Source organism: Rhodococcus sp. MEB032, assembly GCF_030208925.1.
Taxonomy (GTDB): domain Bacteria; phylum Actinomycetota; class Actinomycetes; order Mycobacteriales; family Mycobacteriaceae; genus Rhodococcus_F; species Rhodococcus_F qingshengii.
In genome coordinates this window covers 102,093-119,861 of record NZ_JARVSY010000009.1, presented here as the reverse complement: position 1 = coordinate 119,861, position 17,769 = coordinate 102,093, and the positions used below count along the sequence as shown (strand labels likewise).

At 63.0% G+C, this 17,769-nt stretch carries 20 protein-coding genes and 4 tRNA genes; 2 read left to right on the top strand and 22 right to left on the bottom strand.

Features of this window, described 5'->3' with window-relative positions; genetic code table 11:
* Positions 1-2: 2 nt before the first annotated feature.
* The 16 genes from QRN54_RS09595 to QRN54_RS09520 form a co-directional block, all read right to left on the bottom strand.
* Positions 3-797 carry an MlaE family ABC transporter permease gene (locus QRN54_RS09595; RefSeq protein ID WP_003942038.1) on the bottom strand — a complete coding sequence of 265 codons (795 nt, stop codon included), beginning with the start codon at positions 795-797 and terminating at the stop codon, positions 3-5.
* Positions 798-806: 9 nt separating this feature from the next.
* On the bottom strand, positions 807-1,928 hold the full coding sequence (locus QRN54_RS09590) for an ABC transporter ATP-binding protein (protein WP_285181915.1): 1,122 nt from the start codon (positions 1,926-1,928) through the stop codon (positions 807-809).
* A gap of 259 nt (positions 1,929-2,187) precedes the next feature.
* Positions 2,188-2,574 carry a 50S ribosomal protein L7/L12 gene (gene rplL, locus QRN54_RS09585; protein ID WP_003941857.1) on the bottom strand — a complete coding sequence of 129 codons (387 nt, stop codon included), beginning with the start codon at positions 2,572-2,574 and terminating at the stop codon, positions 2,188-2,190.
* A 78-nt stretch (positions 2,575-2,652) separates the two neighbouring features.
* A complete protein-coding gene (gene rplJ / locus QRN54_RS09580) occupies positions 2,653-3,237 on the bottom strand; it encodes a 50S ribosomal protein L10 (RefSeq protein ID WP_003942074.1) in 585 nt (194 codons plus the stop codon).
* Positions 3,238-3,656: 419 nt separating this feature from the next.
* The gene (locus QRN54_RS09575; RefSeq protein ID WP_065455913.1) at positions 3,657-4,349 is read right to left on the bottom strand and encodes a hypothetical protein; all 693 of its coding nucleotides are present in this window, start codon (positions 4,347-4,349) and stop codon (positions 3,657-3,659) included.
* Between the two features lie 151 nt (positions 4,350-4,500).
* A complete protein-coding gene (gene rplA, locus QRN54_RS09570) occupies positions 4,501-5,220 on the bottom strand; it encodes a 50S ribosomal protein L1 (protein ID WP_003941982.1) in 720 nt (239 codons plus the stop codon).
* Positions 5,221-5,329: 109 nt separating this feature from the next.
* On the bottom strand, positions 5,330-5,764 hold the full coding sequence (gene rplK, locus QRN54_RS09565; RefSeq protein WP_003941896.1) for a 50S ribosomal protein L11: 435 nt from the start codon (positions 5,762-5,764) through the stop codon (positions 5,330-5,332).
* 66 nt (positions 5,765-5,830) lie between these two features.
* Entirely contained in the window at positions 5,831-6,667 is an 837-nt protein-coding gene (gene nusG / locus QRN54_RS09560) for a transcription termination/antitermination protein NusG (RefSeq protein WP_003942049.1), read from the bottom strand.
* 84 nt (positions 6,668-6,751) lie between these two features.
* The gene (secE, locus tag QRN54_RS09555) at positions 6,752-7,255 is read right to left on the bottom strand and encodes a preprotein translocase subunit SecE (protein ID WP_064113968.1); all 504 of its coding nucleotides are present in this window, start codon (positions 7,253-7,255) and stop codon (positions 6,752-6,754) included.
* A 31-nt stretch (positions 7,256-7,286) separates the two neighbouring features.
* Positions 7,287-7,359 (bottom strand) — tRNA-Trp (locus tag QRN54_RS09550).
* Positions 7,360-7,532: 173 nt separating this feature from the next.
* On the bottom strand, positions 7,533-7,958 hold the full coding sequence (hadB, locus tag QRN54_RS09545) for a (3R)-hydroxyacyl-ACP dehydratase subunit HadB (protein WP_003941909.1): 426 nt from the start codon (positions 7,956-7,958) through the stop codon (positions 7,533-7,535).
* The gene (hadA, locus tag QRN54_RS09540; protein WP_019744315.1) at positions 7,945-8,499 is read right to left on the bottom strand and encodes a (3R)-hydroxyacyl-ACP dehydratase subunit HadA; all 555 of its coding nucleotides are present in this window, start codon (positions 8,497-8,499) and stop codon (positions 7,945-7,947) included. The genes hadB and hadA overlap by 14 nt, the downstream gene beginning before the upstream one ends.
* A gap of 86 nt (positions 8,500-8,585) precedes the next feature.
* A complete protein-coding gene (rpmG, locus tag QRN54_RS09535; RefSeq protein WP_003941903.1) occupies positions 8,586-8,753 on the bottom strand; it encodes a 50S ribosomal protein L33 in 168 nt (55 codons plus the stop codon).
* A gap of 61 nt (positions 8,754-8,814) precedes the next feature.
* Positions 8,815-8,887 (bottom strand) — tRNA-Met (locus tag QRN54_RS09530).
* Positions 8,888-8,932: 45 nt separating this feature from the next.
* Positions 8,933-9,005 (bottom strand) — tRNA-Thr (locus QRN54_RS09525).
* Between the two features lie 341 nt (positions 9,006-9,346).
* Positions 9,347-9,429: transfer RNA gene (locus tag QRN54_RS09520), tRNA-Tyr, on the bottom strand.
* A gap of 224 nt (positions 9,430-9,653) precedes the next feature.
* Between QRN54_RS09520 and QRN54_RS09515 the strand changes: the two genes are divergently transcribed.
* Complete coding sequence (locus QRN54_RS09515; protein ID WP_003941854.1) at positions 9,654-10,145, top strand: YajQ family cyclic di-GMP-binding protein; 492 nt, start codon at positions 9,654-9,656, stop codon at positions 10,143-10,145.
* Between the two features lie 71 nt (positions 10,146-10,216).
* On the opposite strand, the gene htpX is transcribed toward QRN54_RS09515, so the two are convergent.
* Complete coding sequence (gene htpX, locus QRN54_RS09510) at positions 10,217-11,080, bottom strand: zinc metalloprotease HtpX (RefSeq protein ID WP_029254860.1); 864 nt, start codon at positions 11,078-11,080, stop codon at positions 10,217-10,219.
* A gap of 153 nt (positions 11,081-11,233) precedes the next feature.
* Positions 11,234-12,283 carry a polyprenyl synthetase family protein gene (locus tag QRN54_RS09505; RefSeq protein WP_047268905.1) on the bottom strand — a complete coding sequence of 350 codons (1,050 nt, stop codon included), beginning with the start codon at positions 12,281-12,283 and terminating at the stop codon, positions 11,234-11,236.
* Positions 12,284-12,387: 104 nt separating this feature from the next.
* Here QRN54_RS09505 and QRN54_RS09500 point away from each other — a divergent pair, with 104 nt between their 5' ends.
* Positions 12,388-13,650: a geranylgeranyl reductase family protein gene (locus QRN54_RS09500; protein ID WP_422395661.1), complete on the top strand. Its 1,263-nt coding sequence runs from the start codon at positions 12,388-12,390 to the stop codon at positions 13,648-13,650.
* Between the two features lie 55 nt (positions 13,651-13,705).
* On the opposite strand, the gene QRN54_RS09495 is transcribed toward QRN54_RS09500, so the two are convergent.
* The 4 genes from QRN54_RS09495 to menD form a co-directional block, all read right to left on the bottom strand.
* Positions 13,706-14,404, bottom strand: a complete 699-nt coding sequence (locus tag QRN54_RS09495; protein ID WP_003941879.1) for a demethylmenaquinone methyltransferase — start codon at positions 14,402-14,404, stop codon at positions 13,706-13,708.
* A 37-nt stretch (positions 14,405-14,441) separates the two neighbouring features.
* Positions 14,442-15,587, bottom strand: coding sequence for a glycosyltransferase family 4 protein (locus QRN54_RS09490; protein WP_285181892.1), 1,146 nt, complete (start codon positions 15,585-15,587; stop codon positions 14,442-14,444).
* A 68-nt stretch (positions 15,588-15,655) separates the two neighbouring features.
* The gene (locus QRN54_RS09485; protein WP_007728471.1) at positions 15,656-16,099 is read right to left on the bottom strand and encodes a DUF3592 domain-containing protein; all 444 of its coding nucleotides are present in this window, start codon (positions 16,097-16,099) and stop codon (positions 15,656-15,658) included.
* Entirely contained in the window at positions 16,096-17,709 is a 1,614-nt protein-coding gene (gene menD, locus QRN54_RS09480) for a 2-succinyl-5-enolpyruvyl-6-hydroxy-3-cyclohexene-1-carboxylic-acid synthase (protein ID WP_003942063.1), read from the bottom strand. Before menD ends, QRN54_RS09485 begins: the two co-directional genes overlap by 4 nt.
* Between the last annotated feature and the right edge of the window lie 60 nt (positions 17,710-17,769).

The following is a 17,769-nucleotide window of genomic DNA, read 5'->3' as shown; positions in this document are numbered from 1 at the left end:
GGTCAAGATCCCTTCGCCGGCACGATCTGGAGGTACACCATCGTCAGAATCAGATTGGCGAAGAACAACAGCAGGAACGTGATGACGACGGCCTGGTTCACCGCCTCACCGACGCCCTTCGGGCCACCGGACGGGTGGAGTCCCTTGTACGCGGAGATCACACCAGCGATGACACCGAACACCGCGGCTTTGATCTCACCGCTCCAAATGTCCGGTAGCTGCGCAAAAGCTGAGAACGACGAGATGTAGGCACCGGGGTTACCGCCCTGCAGGATCACGTTGAAGAAGTAACCACCCGCGATACCGACGACGGACACCAGTCCGTTGAGCAGAACAGCGATCAGCACCATCGCGAGGACACGCGGAACCACCAGGCGCTGAATCGGATTGATTCCGAGGACTTCCATCGCGTCGATCTCTTCACGGATGGTTCGAGAACCGAGATCGGCCGTCACGGCCGATCCGGCCGCACCGGCGACCAGCAACGCTGTCACCAGGGGGCTACCCTGCTGGATCACCGCCAGGACGCTGGCAGCGCCAGTGAACGATTCTGCACCCAACTGCTTGATCAGCGAACCGGTCTGCAGTGAGACGACGGCGCCGAAAGGGATGGCTACCAATGCCGTCGGCAAAATTGTCACGCTGGCGATGAACCAGGCCTGCTCGATGAACTCACGGAACTGAAATGGACGCCGGAACGTATTCCTGACGACGTCGACAAACAGTTCGACGATGTTTCCGGCCTGAGTTAATGCTCCGTTGACCGGACTCAGAACCGAGTTGCGGGTAACCCCCATCCGATATGCCTACCCTTGCCCGTGTGTCGTGTTTCCGTAGGGATCGCCCTCGTATGCAGGAATGACCTGCGTGTCTTGCGAGTAGTCGTTCCACTCCCCCTGATAGCCGCTCGCTTCGGCGTACTGGGGATCGTACTGCCCAGTTCCGTCAACCTCGTCGAGGCTGTCCTGAATCGCCGCCTGTGCGTTAGCTGGGAGGGTGTGCATGATCTGACGGACGCGCTCCTGGCGACGACGAACAGCCTGACGCTCCGGGTTTCCGGGGGTGGCCTTCATCTGCGGCACGATGCCCTCGACGTCGTCGACACCACCGGCGTGGTGACCGGCGTCGACGAGCGCCTGCTCGTGCGCCATCTGAGCCTCGTCCTTCTCCTCCGACATACCGATCGGACCGATCATCGTTCCGTTGAGGAACTGCTTGACGACGGGCTCGTCCGAGGTGAGCAGCACCTCACGAGGACCGAACATCACCAACTGACGACGGAAGAGCATGCCGATGTTGTCCGGCACCGTGCGTGCGAGGTTGATGTTGTGCGAGACGATCAGAATCGTCGCGTCCGACTGGGCGTTGATGTCGATCAGCGTTTGGCTGATGTACGTCGTACGCACCGGATCCAGACCGGAGTCGGGCTCGTCGACGAGGATGATCTCGGGATCGAGAACGAGTGCACGCGCCAGACCGGCACGCTTGCGCATACCGCCGGAGATCTCACCGGGAAGCTTGTCCTCGGCGCCGACCAGACCCGTGAGGTCCAACTTCTCCATCACGATCTTGCGGATATCGGATTCCGACTTCTTGGTGTGCTCACGAAGCGGGAAGGCGATGTTGTCGTACAAGTTCATCGAGCCGAACAGTGCGCCGTCCTGGAAGAGAACGCCGAACAGCTTGCGGATCTCGTAGAGCTCCTTGGAGGAGCACTGCAGGATGTCCGTGCCGTCGATGACGATGGAGCCTTGTTCAGGGCGGAGCAGTCCGATCAGGGACTTCAGGAACACCGACTTACCGGTACCCGAAGGCCCGAGCAGTGCGCTGACCTCACCCGCGGGAAGTGTCAACGACACGTCCTGCCAAATCCTCTGCGACCCGAAAGACTTTGTCAGTCCTTGTACCGCTACCTCGACTCCCACCATTACCTCCGCGACGTCCGTTGCATGCATGCACCCGTGTGGGTTGGGTCACTCTATCGCATGGGAGTGGTACCCGTGACTGCGAATACTACTAACGAGTAGGGAAGAAGCATAATTCAGATCACAGCCTAGTTCGGACACCCCTCCCACCTGCATGAATTCCGGCATATCACCCGCGAAAAAAGTTCAAAAAAAGAGGGCCACTCCCCGTGGGGAGTGGCCCTCTTCGTTACTACTCGCGAAGAGCAGCGGGAAAACCGTCTTACTTGATGACGATCTTTGCGCCGGCAGCTTCGAGCTTTTCCTTGGCAGCCTCTGCGGCATCCTTGGCAACCTTCTCGAGGATGGCCTTCGGAGCGCTCTCGACGAGATCCTTGGCTTCCTTCAGGCCGAGGCCGGAAACGACCTCACGGACGACCTTGATGACCTGGATCTTCTTGTCGCCAGCCGACTCGAGGACGACGTCGAACTCGTCCTGCTCTTCAGCAGCTTCTGCGCCGGCAGCCGGTGCGCCTGCAGCGGCGACGGCGACGGGAGCAGCAGCGGTGACCTCGAAGGTCTCCTCGAATGCCTTAACGAACTCCGAGAGCTCGAGGAGGGTGAGCTCCTTGAACTGGTCCAACAACTCTTCGGTGCTGAGCTTCGCCATTGTGGCGGTCCTTCCTGTAAGTCCCATGTCGCTGATCCGCGACCGGGCGGGGTTATAGCAGTGATGCGCGGGTGCGGATCAGCTTTCGGCTTCGGCCTCGGCCGGAGCCTCGGTGGCAGCCTCTGCGGGGGCCTCTGCGGCTCCGCCTTCTGCAGCCTTCTTCTCCTGCAGGGCAGCGGCCAGACGGGCCATCTGCGAAGCGGGAGCATTGAACAGGCCTGCGGCCTTTGCCAAGTTGCCCTTCATCGCGCCGGCAAGCTTTGCCAACAGGATTTCGCGGGATTCGAGATCCGCGATCTTGTTGACCTCTTCCACGGACAGCGCAGCGCCGTCCATGTAGCCGCCCTTGATGATGAGCGCCTTGTTGTCCTTAGCGAAGTTCTTCAGAGCCTTCGCAGCGTCGACCGGTTCGCCCTTGATGAATGCAATGGCGGTCGGACCAACGAACAGGTCATCAAGGCCCTCGATGCCAGCCTCTGCGGCGGCACGCTTGACCAGGGTGTTCTTGGCGACGGAGTAGGTGGCACCTTCTCCGAGAGCGCGTCGCAGTGTCGTGATGTTGCCAACCGAAAGGCCACGGTATTCCGTGACCACAGCGGCGGTCGAACCCTTGAACTGCTCGGTGATTTCCGCAACTGCGGAAACCTTCTCAGGCTTTGCCATACTTCGCCTCCTCTCGTGACAGTCGTTGTCCCACTCAGGAACCGCTGCACCTCATCGGGGTGAACCCGAGAAGACACAGTCCGCGACATGCAAAACGCCCCGGCGCAAGCGCACGGGGCGTACAGAGGAAACATGAAGAAGAGGCTTACGAATCAGCGTAACGATGCAAAGCGAGGCAGTGCATAACCAGGCAAACTGTAGAACCACTACATCAAGCTATCCCCCTACCTCGTTCACCTACGTGGGCCGCCGGGCACTCCCGGACTTTCAACCACACCCATCACTGAGTGCAATCACCAACGGTCTTGGGTAGAACATGATTTTGGGGTGAAGTTCATATCCAGCACTGAACTCCGCGTCGAAGACTACCTGACTGCTCGCTGCATAACCAAATCGGGTTCGTCACGCACCCGGTTTCTTCAAGCACCGATGGCCCTGGCGATCTTGTGTTCGATTGCTGCCCGAGCTCGGTCCGGCAACACCAGCAGTCCATCGAGTTCCTTGTGGGCCTTCCGATACGCACTCTGACGTTCCTGTGGCGTCGCGCCCTCGTCCATGGCCAGTCGCAGCAGACGTTGCGCCCTTACCAGGCGCTCTTGTTCGTCGAGGGTGAATCCGCTCCGTCGGCGGCGCTTCGCCTCAGCTTCCGCGATTTCGAAGGCGATCGCGTAAGCGTGCACCGCCTCGCGGTACTCGGTTTTTGCCTGCTGGTTGCCGATCATCGTCTCCGGATTGCCTGGGCGAAGCAGATCGGCACGATATTTGGCTCTATGAAACTCGGCGGTCAAAGGCTCGCGCATGTCCGTCATCATCGGGGTGTCGAGCAGTGTGACCGGGTCGAGCTCGTACGCGAACCATCGGACGTCGACCGCATCGTGCTGCTCGATGGCCTTGGCCAGCTCTCGGCGCTGTGTTTCTTCGTCGGCGTGATGTTGCGCGTTGGCCTGCGCGATGGCGACCTTGGTCTGCTGCTTGAGCCGGAAGCGCTCTTGCCGGCGCTCGATCCGCCTTTCGTTGGCAACCGCGACACCCTTCAGCGCCCCACCGATGGTGCCGCCGAAAACGAAGATCAGCCACCAAAAGTTTCCGAGGAACTGGAACGCTTCGTGCATACCCCGATGATGCCACCGTTAGATCGATACCACCGTTGGACCGATACCACCGATGGACCGATACCACCGGCAGGGATCACACTCTCCCGAAACGGCAAGAAGGCCGGCAGGGAGTGATCCCTGCCGGCCTTCTTGTTCGTATGCGGACTGCTTACGCGTCTGCAGCATCCTCGAGGAGGTTGCGAGTACGGTTCGGATCCACCGGGATGCCCGGACCGGTGGTGGTCGAGACCGTGATCTTCTTCACGTAGCGACCCTTGGCCGACGAGGGCTTCGCACGCAGGATCTCGTCCAGGGCTGCGCCGTAGTTCTCCACCAGCTTCTCATCGTCGAACGATGCCTTGCCGATGACGAAGTGCAGGTTGGCCTGCTTGTCGACGCGGAAGTTGATCTTTCCGCCCTTGATGTCGTTGACAGCCTTGGTGACATCCGCCGTGACGGTGCCCGTCTTCGGGTTCGGCATCAGGCCACGCGGTCCGAGGACACGGGCGATGCGGCCGACCTTGGCCATCTGATCAGGAGTCGCGATTGCGGCGTCGAAATCGACCCATCCACCCTGGATGCGCTCGATCAGGTCTTCTGCACCGACTACGTCAGCGCCTGCAGCCTCGGCTTCTGCTGCCTTCTCGCCAACAGCGAACACGATGACGCGAGCGGTCTTACCGGTGCCGTGGGGCAGGTTGACCGTTCCGCGGACCATCTGGTCAGCCTTACGGGGGTCGACGCCCAGACGAACTGCAACCTCAACGGTTGCATCCATCTTGGTGGACGACGTCTCCTTGGCGAGCTTTGCAGCCTGAAGCGGGCTGTAGAGCTTGTCTGCGTCGATCTTCTCAGCGGCGGCGAGGTACGCCTTGCTGCGCTTTGCCATTTGTTCTGTCCTTACTTGTCACTGCAGCGAATTACCTGTGCAGTGGTGAATGGTTCAGTTGTGGTCGGGGCCTGGCCGGCCCTCCCACGTAATGCTGTGGAGCGGACTATCAGCCCTGGACCGTGATGCCCATGGAACGAGCGGTGCCGGCGATGATCTTCGCGGCCTGCTCGATGTCATTGGCATTGAGGTCTTCAGCCTTGGTCTTCGCGATTTCGCGCACCTGATCCATGGTCACCGAGGCAACCTTGGTCTTGTGCGGTTCGCCGGAGCCCTTGGCGACGCCGGCTGCCTTGAGGAGCAGCTTGGCGGCGGGAGGGGTCTTCAGCTTGAAATCGAAGGTCCGGTCTTCGTAGACCGAGATCTCGACCGGCACAACGTTGCCGCGCTGGGACTCAGTCGCCGCGTTGTAGGCCTTGCAGAACTCCATGATGTTCACGCCGTGCTGACCGAGCGCGGGACCCACGGGAGGTGCAGGGTTAGCCTGACCTGCCTGGATCTGCAGCTTGATGAGCCCGGCGAGCTTCTTCTTCTTTGGGGGCATCTCTAGTTCCTAGTTTCTAGCTTGGGTGTGTGTCTTGCGTCGAACAAATTGCAAGTTTTGGGGTGGTCAGATCTTCGCGACCTGGTTGAAGTTGAGCTCAACCGGGGTTTCACGACCGAAGATCGACACGAGAACCTTGAGCTTCTGCTGCTCGCCGTTGACCTCGCTGATGCTGGCCGGAAGGGTTGCGAACGGGCCGTCCATGACGGTGACCGACTCGCCGACCTCGAAGTCGACCTCGATGAGGGGCTTGCCGAAGGACTCGGACGGTGCCTCGCCTGCTGCGACGGCGGCCGCTGCAGCCTGCTGCTTCTTCTGCTCCTGCTGCGGGAGCAGGAACTTGACGACCTCGTTGAGGGTCAGCGGCGAGGGACGCGACGTGGCACCGACAAAACCGGTGACACCAGGCGTGTTGCGCACGGCGCCCCACGACTCGTCGTTGAGCTCCATGCGAACGAGGATGTATCCGGGCAGAACCTTGCGGTTGACCTGCTTGCGCTGGCCGTTCTTGATCTCGGTGACCTCTTCGGTGGGAACTTCCACCTGGAAGATGTAGTCGCCGACATCGAGGTTCTGAACGCGAGTCTCGAGGTTGGTCTTGACCTTGTTCTCGTAACCGGCGTACGAGTGGATGACGTACCAGTCACCCGGGGCGCGGCGCAGCGCAGCCTTGAGTTCGGCAACGGGATCCTCGACCTCGAGCTCGGCGGCGGGAGCGGCCTCGTCGGAGTTCTCGGCATCGTCGGAGATGACGTCCTCGGTCGCTGCAGCGTCTGCATCAGTGCCTTCGGCAACGTCTGCATCGGTGCCTTCGGCAACCACGACGTCTACTTCGGCTGCCGCCTCGGCAGAAACACGCTCTTCGGCCAAAGCCTCATTCGTGTCGTTCTCGGGGGTGCTCACTGGGGCACTCGCTTCCTCTCGTTACTCGGACCCGGGTCGGGTCTTGTCGCGCTCGCAGGCAAAGACGCCCGACTGCTACGGCGATCAGCCGAACAGCCAGGTGACACCCTTGATCACAGCGATATCGACGCCGCTGATGAAAGCGACCATGAAGACCACGAACGTCAGCACGACGCTGGTGTAGGTGATCATCTGCTTGCGGTTCGGCCAGATGACCTTACGGAGTTCTGCGATGACCTCGCGGAAGAATTTGCGCAGGCGCTTGAAGATGTTGTCCTTCTTCGCCTTGGGCTTCTTGCCGGGGTTCGTTGCAGTCGGCTTGGCCGAAGATGTCCGGGATGCCGTCCGGGCCGGAGTCTTCACGGTGGACGCGCTGACCGAGGCGCCGCGTGCAGCGCGCTTGCCGGTCGGCTTGTTGGAAACCCCACTGGATGCGGAGGGAGCCTTCTCGGCACCGTCCTTGTCCAACGAAAGATCGGAACGCGTAGTCGCGTCAGCTGCAGTGTCGTCGACACCGGTCGAATCGGCAGACAGTGAAGTCTCCGCATCCGAAGTGTCGGCGTCGCGCTTGGCGCGCTCCTCGCTCACGTCGTTCCTCTCAGTCGCTGGCATCCGGGGGCAGGGGCGACAGGACTTGAACCTGCAACCTGCGGTTTTGGAGACCGCTGCTCTGCCAGTTGAGCTACGCCCCTTTGGTTGACCTCGACAGGTAGACCCTGCCTGAATCAACCGTTCTGCGATCACACAACATACGCGCTACCCGAGGTGAATGTCTTGCAACATTCAGGGCAGCGCGCAGCGCTGAGGAATCCCAGAAATCTCAGTGTACTTCAAAGCCCCGGAACAAACACAATCCGCCCTGCGATCAGGCTAGACGGACCGTGGCAGTGGCACGACCGAAGATCTTCTTACCTTCGGACTTGGCCACAATTGCCAGTACTGCGGTCTTGCTTTCTTCGTCGATCGACTTCACCTTGGCGGTGAACTCGATCTCGGCAGCCTTGTCGGCTGCCACGATCACCGGGCTCGTGAACCGTACGTTGTACTCGGTCACTGCGCCCGGATCTCCCAGCCATTCGGTGACGTAGCCGGCACCGATGCCCATGGAGAGCATGCCGTGCGCGACGACGTCCGGCAAGCCGGCAAGTCGTGCGACCTCGTCACTGAAGTGAATCGGATTGGGATCTCCCGAAACACCCGCGTAGTTGGCGAGGTTTCCACGCGTCAGGGTGACGGACTTCTCGGGGAGAAGTTCGCCGACACTCACGTCGGAAAATTTACGAAGCGACATGCATCATCACGTCCTTGACTGCGTGGGCGATGTTCTCGTCCACTTCCCCACCCGTTCGAGCAACAAGCGTCGTCCACGTGGTGACGACGGCTTCGTCGTTCTGATCGGTGATGATGTTCTTGGTCACGATGATGTCGCTACCTGCGGCCTGCCTGAACGAATCCAGGAAGACGTCGCAGAAGAGTCGGTCACCGACCTGCATGGGCTTGTGCAGCACCAAGCGCTGATCGGTCTGAAGAATCTGACTCAGGTCGTAGCCTGTGACGATCTCTTCGAACAGACGTCGCTGAGCAATGGCACCCACGATGGCGACGAACGTGATGGGAGCGATCAGGCCGTCGTATCCGAGGCCCTTGGCTGCCGACTCGTCGTAGTGCGCGGGATGGGCGTCCTGGACGGCGCGAGCGAACTCGCGCACCTTCTCGCGTCCGACCTCGTAGAAGTCTTCGACACGATAGTGGTGACCGACCATCTGGACGGCATGAGCGGCCGGGTCCGTAGGGACCTCGGCCGCTGCCTGGTTCTCTTGCAAATCTGTCACGCGGTGAGACTCTCTTCTAGCTAGGACCCGAAGACGCAGGCCCAGAGAGGGTCTTCCGCGAAAATCGTCGTCCTGTTAAGGACTTACTACTTCGACTCGCGATGCGACTGGTGGGTTCCGCAGTTGGGGCAGAACTTCTTGAGCTCCAGGCGATCGGGGTCGTTGCGCCGATTCTTCTTGGTGATGTAGTTGCGGTGCTTGCATACCTCGCAGGCCAAGGTGATCTTGGGCCGAACGTCGGTCGAGGAGGCCACGGGATGCCTTCTTTCGGGTGTATCTGATTACGAGCAATCAGGGTGGATCATGCATATTGTGTAGCGGTGACCGGACTTGAACCGGCGACGCAACGATTATGAGTCGTTTGCTCTACCAACTGAGCTACACCGCCTCGGTGTCGAGTGTCGCGCGGAAAGCACGGCACCACAATCCAGCGAGCCCCCTAACGGAATCGAACCGTTGACCTTTTCCTTACCATGGAAACGCTCTACCGACTGAGCTAAGGGGGCGTGGCTCAGGAGCGCGTTGCCGCTCTCTTGAAGCCTCCGAAAGATTACACACGAACGAGCGCCAGCACCAAATCCGCTGGTCATCGGGGCAAAAATGGTGCCGGAGCCCATTGTTGCACCGATCGGGGCCGCTGGCGAGGGCTTTGCGGGAACCAGTCTCGACCCTGCACTCCCCCTGAAACCATCCCCCGGTGCCCATCCCGAGGCCCCTGAGCCCCCGACACCCCCGACACCCCTGAGCCGAAGCCGGCGCCTGCGTCGCCAACGCGCGCTCGACCTCGGTACACGCACAAAAAAAGTCAGCCCCGACTCTCGCGAAGAGAATCGGGGCTGACTTGGTGTGGCAGATGTAGGATTCGAACCTACGTAGGCATAAGCCGACGGATTTACAGTCCGCTCCCATTGGCCGCTCGGGCAATCTGCCGTGCTTGCACCAGGCTTCGATCCGGCGCATTCGCAAGTATATCGCGACGTGCGGCGGCCGAAAACGGCTTCCTCGGTGCGGTGAGAAGAATACAACGAACACACCCCCATTTTGCAAACCGGGTGGTAACGGGCGGTGCCGACCCGATAACGTCGAGGTGTCCACCGGTATGGAAGGTGGGCGGAACTCGATGTTCGTGAACTACCGGAAAGCGGGAGTGTGAAGTGGCTGATTCGTCCTTCGACGTGGTGAGCAAGGTTGACCGTCAAGAGGTGGACAACGCCCTGCATCAGGCTGCCAAGGAGTTGACCACGCGTTTCGACTTCCGAAACACGGGAGCGTCGATCGAGTGGTCTGGTGAAGAGACGATCACGTTGAACGCCGACACCGAGGAGCGACTGCTGGCCGCCCTCGACGTGTTCAAGGAGAAGTTGATCCGTCGTGACATCTCGCTGAAGGCATTCGATGCCGGCGAGCCGGCGCAGTCCGGAAAGATCTACAAGCTGTCCGGAACCTTGGTCCAGGGCATCAGCAGCGAGAACGCGAAGAAGATCACCAAGAAGATTCGCGACGAGGGCCCCAAGGGTGTCAAGGCGCAGATCCAGGGTGAGGAACTTCGTGTGAGCAGCAAGAAGCGCGACGACCTCCAGGGCGTCATCTCCCTGCTCAAGGGTGAGGACTTCGGGATCGCCCTGCAGTTCGTGAACTACCGGTAGTAGGGGCTGTGCCCCTGTGCGCCTTTTTGGTAGTTCCGACGACCAGAAAGGCTCACAGGGGCCGAAGGCCCCTACATCCCGGCCATCTTCTCCAAACGCTCGATACGATCCGCCATGGGCGGATGTGTCGAGAACAGCTTGCTCACCTTGTCCCCCGCTCTGAAGGGGTTGGCAATCATCAGGTGGGACTGCGCCGCGAGCTTGGGCTCAGGCGGCAACGGCGCGGCTGCCACGCCCGACTCGAGCTTGCGCAGCGCCGACGCCAACGCCAGCGGGTCACCGGTGAGCTCGGCTCCCGATTGATCCGCCTGGTACTCGCGAGAGCGCGAGACGGCCAGCTTGACCACGGTTGCCGCGATCGGTCCCAGCAGGGAGACGAGCAGCAGCGCGATCGGATTGCTTCCCTGCCCGTTCCCTCGGCCGCCGAAGATGCTCGCGTACATCGCGAAGTTGGCCAGGCCAGAGATAACGCTGGCCATCGCGCCGGCCACGGACGAGATCAAAATGTCCCGGTTGTAGACGTGAGAGAGTTCGTGCCCGAGTACGGCGCGCAGTTCGCGTTCGTTCAGGATCTGCATGATGCCGCTGGTCACGCACACCGCGGCGTGCCGAGGGCTACGACCGGTGGCAAACGCGTTCGGGGCGTTCGTGGGGCTGATGTACAGCCTGGGCATCGGTTGGTGCGCCGTCGTGGCGAGTTCGCGCACGATCCGGTAGATCGCCGGTGCCTCGACCTCGGTGATGGGCTGGGCGCGCATCGATCGAAGCGCCAGCTTGTCGCTGTTGAAGTACACGTAGGCATTCATGCCGACGGCAAACAGAACGGATCCCCACAGAAGGAACGGGCTGTTGAACAGCGAGCCGATGAAGACGATCAGCGCCGACATCCCCACCAACAAGCCGAATGTCTTCGCACCGTTCGCGTAGCCGTGCAAACCGCTCACCTCTTGCCTCGCTGGAGCCGAAGGCTCACCCGAACTCCCCGGTGTATGCACCGGTTCTGTTCAGTCAACGAAGGACAGGGTCATCAGGGTTCCCACCCAGTGACTGTCGGGGTTTCCACCCGGTAGCCCCGATTCGCCGAGGTGTCAGCCGACTCGTTCGATCGTGTAATCGACGAGACGCACGAGCGCTTCGTTGGCCGGTCCCTGCGGGAGCTCAGCCAACTGAGCTTTCGCCGCGACGGCATACTCGCCCAGCTTTGCCTTCGCCTTGACCATGCCCGGCGAACGCTCGAGCAGTTCGAGGGCCTCTTCTACCAGGGCATCTTCGGTAACCGGGCCCGCGAGCAGCTGCCGCAGGCGATCTGCGTCGGCCCCTTCTTCGCGGAAGGCGTACAGGACGGGCAGGGTGTGGACTCCCTCGCGCAGGTCGGTGCCGGGCGTCTTGCCGGACTGCGCCGAGACGGACGAGATGTCGATGATGTCGTCGGAGATCTGGAACGCGGTGCCGACGGCGTCACCCAGGCGCTCGAGGCGCTCGATGTGAGCTGCGTCGGCGCCGGAGAAAGTGCCGCCGAAGCGTCCCGAAGCAGCGATCAGCGAACCGGTCTTCTCCCACACGACCTTGAGGTAGTGCTCGACCGGATCCTGCTCCTTCTTGACACCGATCGTCTCGCGCATCTGGCCGGTGACCAGTTCGGCGAATGTTTCGGCGATGATCCGAACGGCCTCGGGTCCGAGCGTCGACACCAGTCGTGATGCGTGCGCGAACAGATAGTCGCCGGCCAGGATCGCCACACTGTTTCCCCAGCGGGCGTTGGCGCTGGGTGCTCCGCGCCGCATGGACGCCTCGTCCATGACGTCGTCGTGATAGAGCGTCGCCAGGTGAACGAGTTCGGTGACAGTCGCTGCGGTGATGATCGACGGATCGTTCGGCACCGGTCCGAGTTGCGCGGTCAGGATCGTGAACAACGGACGGAAGCGCTTTCCACCAGCTCGCGCGAGATGCAGCGCGGCCTCGGTGAGGAAGTCTTCTCCGTCGGACAGCTCGCTGACCAACAACTCCTCGACATCGGAGAGTCCACCACGCACTACTGCGGCGAGCTGTTCGTCGCCCAGGTCGATGCCTGCAACGACGGTGCTCGATGCGGTTGCGTCGGCAGCAGTCTTTTCGGTGCTCACGATGTCAGTACCCATTCCTGTCGTCAGTGACGGCTCGGTTCCCACGGTAGTGAACCTAGCGGTTCGCACTCGGGACGGCCTCGCCACGGTGGCGATCGCGAGCCTGGGAAGATGTGAGTGTGTCCGTAGAAGAGCAGTCCCCCGTCGTCGATTCGCTTCCGAACGAAACCGACATTGTGGTCATCGGCGCAGGTCCCGCGGGTTCTTCGGCCGCTGCATGGGCCGCCCGCAGCGGCCGAGACGTCGTCCTCGTGGACGCTGCCGTCTTCCCGCGAGACAAGACTTGTGGTGATGGACTCACTCCGCGCGCCGTGGCCGAACTAGATCTCCTCGGCCTCGGCGAGTGGGTTCGGTCACACACGACGAACAAGGGCCTGCGGTTGTCCGGCTTCGGACAAGAACTCGAACTCGAGTGGCCGGGGACGTCGTTCCCGCCGATCGGCAGCGCCATCCCCCGCACCGAACTCGACGACGCCATTCGCCGGTGCGCCGTCGAATCGGGCGCGGTCATGGTCGAGGGCACCAAGGCCGTCGACGTCGAACTCGACGGTGATCGAGTAGCCGCCGTCGTACTCGCCGGCCCCTCGGGACGAAGCACCCTTCGTTGTCGGACGCTGATCATCGCCGACGGCGTTCGCTCGACGCTCGGCAAGAAGCTGGGACGGCAGTGGCACCGGGACACCGCGTACGGCGTCGCGGCACGCGCGTATGTCGCGACGCCGCGCAGCGCCGACCCGTGGATCACCTCGCATCTGGAACTGCGGGACACCGAGGGCACGTTGCAGGCGGGGTACGGCTGGATCTTCCCGCTCGGTACCGGCGAGGTGAACATCGGCGTCGGGACACTGGCGACGTCCAGGCGCCCGGCGCCGGGTGCCCTGCGTCCCTTGCTCGACTTGTACACCGACCAGCGCCGAAGCGAGTGGCAGTGGAGCAGCGAGATACATTCCGTCGCTTCGGCTTTGCTACCCATGGGCGGCGCCGTCTCCAACATCGCCGGACGCAACTGGGCCGTGATCGGCGACGCCGCAGCGTGCGTGAACCCGCTCAACGGTGAGGGCATCGACTACGGCCTCGAAGGCGGACGTCTGGTGGTCGAACAGCTCGGCGCCGACGATCTGACGGAGCTGTGGCCGACCGTGCTTCGGGAGCACTACGGGCAGGCGTTCTCGGTCGCGCGCCGGCTCGCAGGCCTGCTGACGGTTCCGCAGTTCCTGCCCGCGTCGGGTCCGATCGCGATGCGCTCACGGGCACTGATGACGGTCGCCGTTCGGGTGATGGGGAACCTCGTCACCGACGCCGACGTCGATCTGACGGCGAAGGCATGGCGTGCGTCGGGGGCCGCGTCGAGAAAGATCGACTCCCGACCGCTGTTCGGTTGAGCAAGTGCTGTGCGCCTTTATTAACCGCCGGGGGTTAATAAAGGCGCACAGCAGTTCAGGCAGTGGCGTAATGCAGCGCCACGATGCCGCCGGTGAGGTTGCGCCACTTGACGTTCTTCCAGCCGGCAGCCTCGATCTTGCGGGCCAACTCTTCCTGGGTCGGCCAGGCGCGGATCGATTCGGCGAGGTAGACGTAGGCGTCGGGGTTGCTGCTGACGGTGCGTGCGACCTGCGGGAGCGCCTTCATCAGGTACTCCATGTAGACCGTGCGGAAGGGCCCGAAGACGGGCGTCGAGAACTCGCTGACGACGAGACGTCCGCCCGGCTTGGTGACGCGGGCGATCTCACGCAGTCCGGCTTCGAAGTCGGAGACGTTGCGCAGGCCGAAGGAAATCGTCGCGGCGTCGAACACGTTGTCGGCATAGGGCAGGTACATCGCGTCACCTGCGACCATCGGAACCTTGCGCGAGATTCCGGCCTTGAGCATTCCCTTGGAGAAGTCGGTGGCGACGCACCAGGCACCGGAGCGCCCCAGTTCGACGGTCGAGACTCCGGTTCCGGCGGCGAGGTCGAGCACCTTCTCGCCCGGCTTGAGGTCGAGGGCTTCGCGGGTGGCCTTGCGCCAACCCTTGTCCTGGCCGAAGGACAGCACGGTGTTGGTGAGGTCGTATCGCTCCGCGACGTCGTCGAACATCGACGCGACTTCGTGCGGTTGCTTCTCGAGAGTTGCTCGGGTTCCGTGTGTAGTGGCCACACCCGAAACGCTACCAACCCTCGGGCAGCGAGGGCGTTCAGGCTGCGCTGGCACCCGTTCGCCGCCCGAGGCCCCGCACGTCCTCGTAGTGACGGAGCAACTCTTCGCAGATTGCCGGCCAGGTCCGGTGCAGCACCGAGCGCCTCGCCGCGGAGCCGAACTGCACCCGCAGATCACGCTGACGAAGTGCGTCGACTGCGCTTGGCAGGAGTTCGGTGAACCTGTCCGTCGGCAGGAGGTAGCCGTTGCGGCAATGCGAGATCAGGTCACGTGGTCCGCCGGCGTCCGGTCCGACGACAGGCACACCGCTCGCGAGGGCTTCCTGGACCGCCTGGCAAAAGGTCTCGTGCTCGCCGGGGTGAACGAACACGTCCAGGCTCGCGTAGGCGTCGGCCAGCGCGGTACCGCCCAGTTGTCCGGTGAAGATCGCGTCCGGCATCAGTCGTCGTAGGTTCTCGCGATCCGGGCCGTCTCCGACGATCACGATCTGCACGCTGGGATCGGCCGCCAGCACCGCCAGTCGCTCGACGTGCTTTTCGGGCGCGAGGCGACCGACGAAGCCGACCACCAACCGGTCGCTGTCACCGATCCAGGACCGCCGCAACACCGAGCTACGACGCGAAGGCGCGAATCGTTGTGCGTCGACGCCGCGGGCCCATCGGTGCACGCGCGGAATGCCGTGCTCTTCGAGGGCGTCGACTGCCGACGTGGAGGGCGCGAGTGTCCTGTTGCAGCTCTTGTGGATTCGACGGGTCCACGCCCATGCGGCGCGGCTGGTGACGCCGAGACCGTAGCTTTCGGCAAATCCGGCGACGTCGGTCTGGTAGACCGCGACGGTCGGGATCCCGAGCCGCTTCGCGACGGCCACTCCCCCGGCGCCGAGCAGGAACGGTGACGCCAGATGGACGACGTCGGGCGCGAAGGTCCGCACGGCCGTGGTCAATCGTGGTTGCGGCAGGCCGACGGGAAGTGAACTGACTTTGGGCACCATGACGGCTGGCACCCGAACCACCTGAACGCCTTCGTGTTCGGTGGCGGCAGAGGTGTCGGATCCGACAGTGTCCGGCGCAATGACCATGGCGTCGTGGCCAGTGCGATCGAGGTGTTCGAGCACGCGTAGTACCGAGTTGGTGACGCCGTTCATGTTGGGCAGGAATGACTCCGCAACGATGGCTACTCTCACACCGAGAACGGTGACAGGGCCAGGAAAAGTCCACGTCATGTTCGTGTGAAGTTCGGGCGAAGCGCGAACTAACTCGAGGCGACCGGCGCCGAACTTGCCGCCTGCGCTTCCCGCTTGCGCAGGTACCAGATCGACGGTCCAGCCAGGAGCCACGTCACGACGATCACCGATCCTGCCGGGATCAGCGCCACCGTCGCGTTGCGTCCCGCTACCCGGACCAAATCAGGGTCGGCTTTGGAGTACTCCACCTCGATGCGTTGTCCCACAGTCAGATTGGTGGGGTAGAGCACGCCGAGTTCAGGGTTGTGGTTGGCGCCGTCCGGTGTCACGAAGCTGATCGCCGAACGTAGCGAGCCTGCCGAGAGCACCTCGGCAGTTGCGGTACCCATGTTCGATTCGATGGTCCGATCGTTGCGCCAGGCACCGAGAACCAGGATCACCGCGAGCACGGAAATGCCGACCGCAACCACCAGCACACCGATGCGGAGGCGACGCAGAACTGTTTGCGTCACAGCTGTGCCCGCACGGAAGCGTGGAGTTCGCGCAGCCCACTGCGATCCGTCGCGACCTCGAGCACACGAATGCCGTTGGCCGGTTGCGCCAGCGTCGTTGCCAGGGCGTCGACGGTGACCGCTGCGTGCGGCACGCGGTAGGCCGCGCACAGCGCAGCGAGGTCCATGCCGTGTGGTGTTCCGAACACTCGCTCGAAGACTCCGGCGTACTGCGGGTCGCCTTGTTCGAGGAGCTCGAAGATACCGCCGCCGTCGTCGTTGGCCACGACGATGGTGAGATCGCTCGGCCTCGGCTCACCGGTCCCGATCAGCAGCCCGGACGCGTCGTGCAGGAAGGTCAGGTCGCCCATGAGCGCGACGGTCCGGCCGCCCTCGTACGCCAACGCGGCGCCCACCGCCGCCGAGACGGTGCCGTCGATACCTGCGACGCCGCGATTCGACAGCACCCGTACGGCGGGCTTGGGATAGCTCACGAGTGCCGCGTCGCGAACAGGGTTGGATGCGCCGAGCAGAAGCTGGTCGCCGTCCGCGAGAGCATCCATCACAGCAGCTGCCACGTGCAGGCCGGTGGCCTTGGGGTGGGCGTCGAGTTGCTTGCGGACGGCAGTTTCGGCGTGTTCGGTCAGCGCGGCACATCGAGCGATCCAGGCGGGATCGGGAGTCCCGGTGACCACTGCTCTGGTTCCGGTGGCGAGTACGTTGCCGGATACGTCCGGCCAGCGCGGCCCGGTAGTCAGCGCGTAGACGTCGACGCCCGGGTCGGCCAGCACCTTCGAGACCTGACGATGCAACGTCGGGCGGCCGGTGATGATCGCCTGCTTGGGCTTGAGTTGCGAGAGCGCGAGTGGATGCAGTGCGATCCCGTGCATCGGAGCCGTCGGCTCGGCCACCGTCGGCAGGCCGGCCAGCTCAGGCCGAAGTGCGCTGCCGTGTCCGGAAATGACCACCGTATCTGCGGTCAGATCCAGATCGACGGGAACGTCGAGCGTCGCATTCTGGGTGGTGGTCCAGGCCGCACCGCCGGGACGGCCCTCCGGGACCGGTCCCTGCACGTGCACGTCCGGCACCAGCGGCTCACGAAGTGGAATGTCGAAATGCACCGGACCCGCGTTTCCGGATCGGGTTCCGCGGGCAGCGGCGAGGACCCGGCAGACCGCCGAGCGCCACTGGCTGTTCTGCGTCGAATCGTCCTCCGCCAGGCCCAGGCTGATGGTTGCGCGGACTTGACTGCCGAAGAGCCCGAGTTGCTCGACGGTCTGGTTGGCGCCGGTGCCGAGCATCTCGTACGGCCGGTTGGCGCTCAGGACCACCAGCGGCACTCGCGCGTAGTTGGCCTCGAGGACAGCGGGTCCGAGATTCGCGACGGCGGTCCCGGAAGTCATCACGATGGGGACCGGTCGTTTCCCGGCGATTGCCAGTCCGAGTGCCAGAAAGCCTGCTGTCCGCTCGTCGATCCGCATGTGCAGACGCAACCGGCCGTCGAGATCGGCGGCCTGGAGGGCAAATGCGAGGGGCGCGTTGCGAGAGCCTGGACACAGCACGACTTCACGCACGCCACCACGAACCAGTTCGTCGACGACGGCTGTGGCTTGTGCAGTGGACGGATTCACGCCTTCAAGAGTGTCAGATGTTCGGGCACAAGCATGCCCAGGGGCGGGGACAGCGGCATT

Coding starts and splice junctions, on each gene's coding strand:
- rplA (WP_003941982.1), bottom strand. CDS start 5,220: ATGGCAAAGCGCAGCAAGGCGTACCTCGCCGCCGCTGAGAAGATCGAC.
- rplL (WP_003941857.1), bottom strand. CDS start 2,574: ATGGCGAAGCTCAGCACCGAAGAGTTGTTGGACCAGTTCAAGGAGCTC.
- rplJ (WP_003942074.1), bottom strand. CDS start 3,237: ATGGCAAAGCCTGAGAAGGTTTCCGCAGTTGCGGAAATCACCGAGCAG.
- QRN54_RS09505 (WP_047268905.1), bottom strand. CDS start 12,283: ATGGGTACTGACATCGTGAGCACCGAAAAGACTGCTGCCGACGCAACC.
- QRN54_RS09595 (WP_003942038.1), bottom strand. CDS start 797: ATGGGGGTTACCCGCAACTCGGTTCTGAGTCCGGTCAACGGAGCATTA.
- rplK (WP_003941896.1), bottom strand. CDS start 5,764: ATGCCCCCAAAGAAGAAGAAGCTCGCCGGGCTCATCAAGCTGCAGATC.
- QRN54_RS09590 (WP_285181915.1), bottom strand. CDS start 1,928: ATGGTGGGAGTCGAGGTAGCGGTACAAGGACTGACAAAGTCTTTCGGG.
- QRN54_RS09575 (WP_065455913.1), bottom strand. CDS start 4,349: ATGCACGAAGCGTTCCAGTTCCTCGGAAACTTTTGGTGGCTGATCTTC.
- hadB (WP_003941909.1), bottom strand. CDS start 7,958: ATGTCGCTTCGTAAATTTTCCGACGTGAGTGTCGGCGAACTTCTCCCC.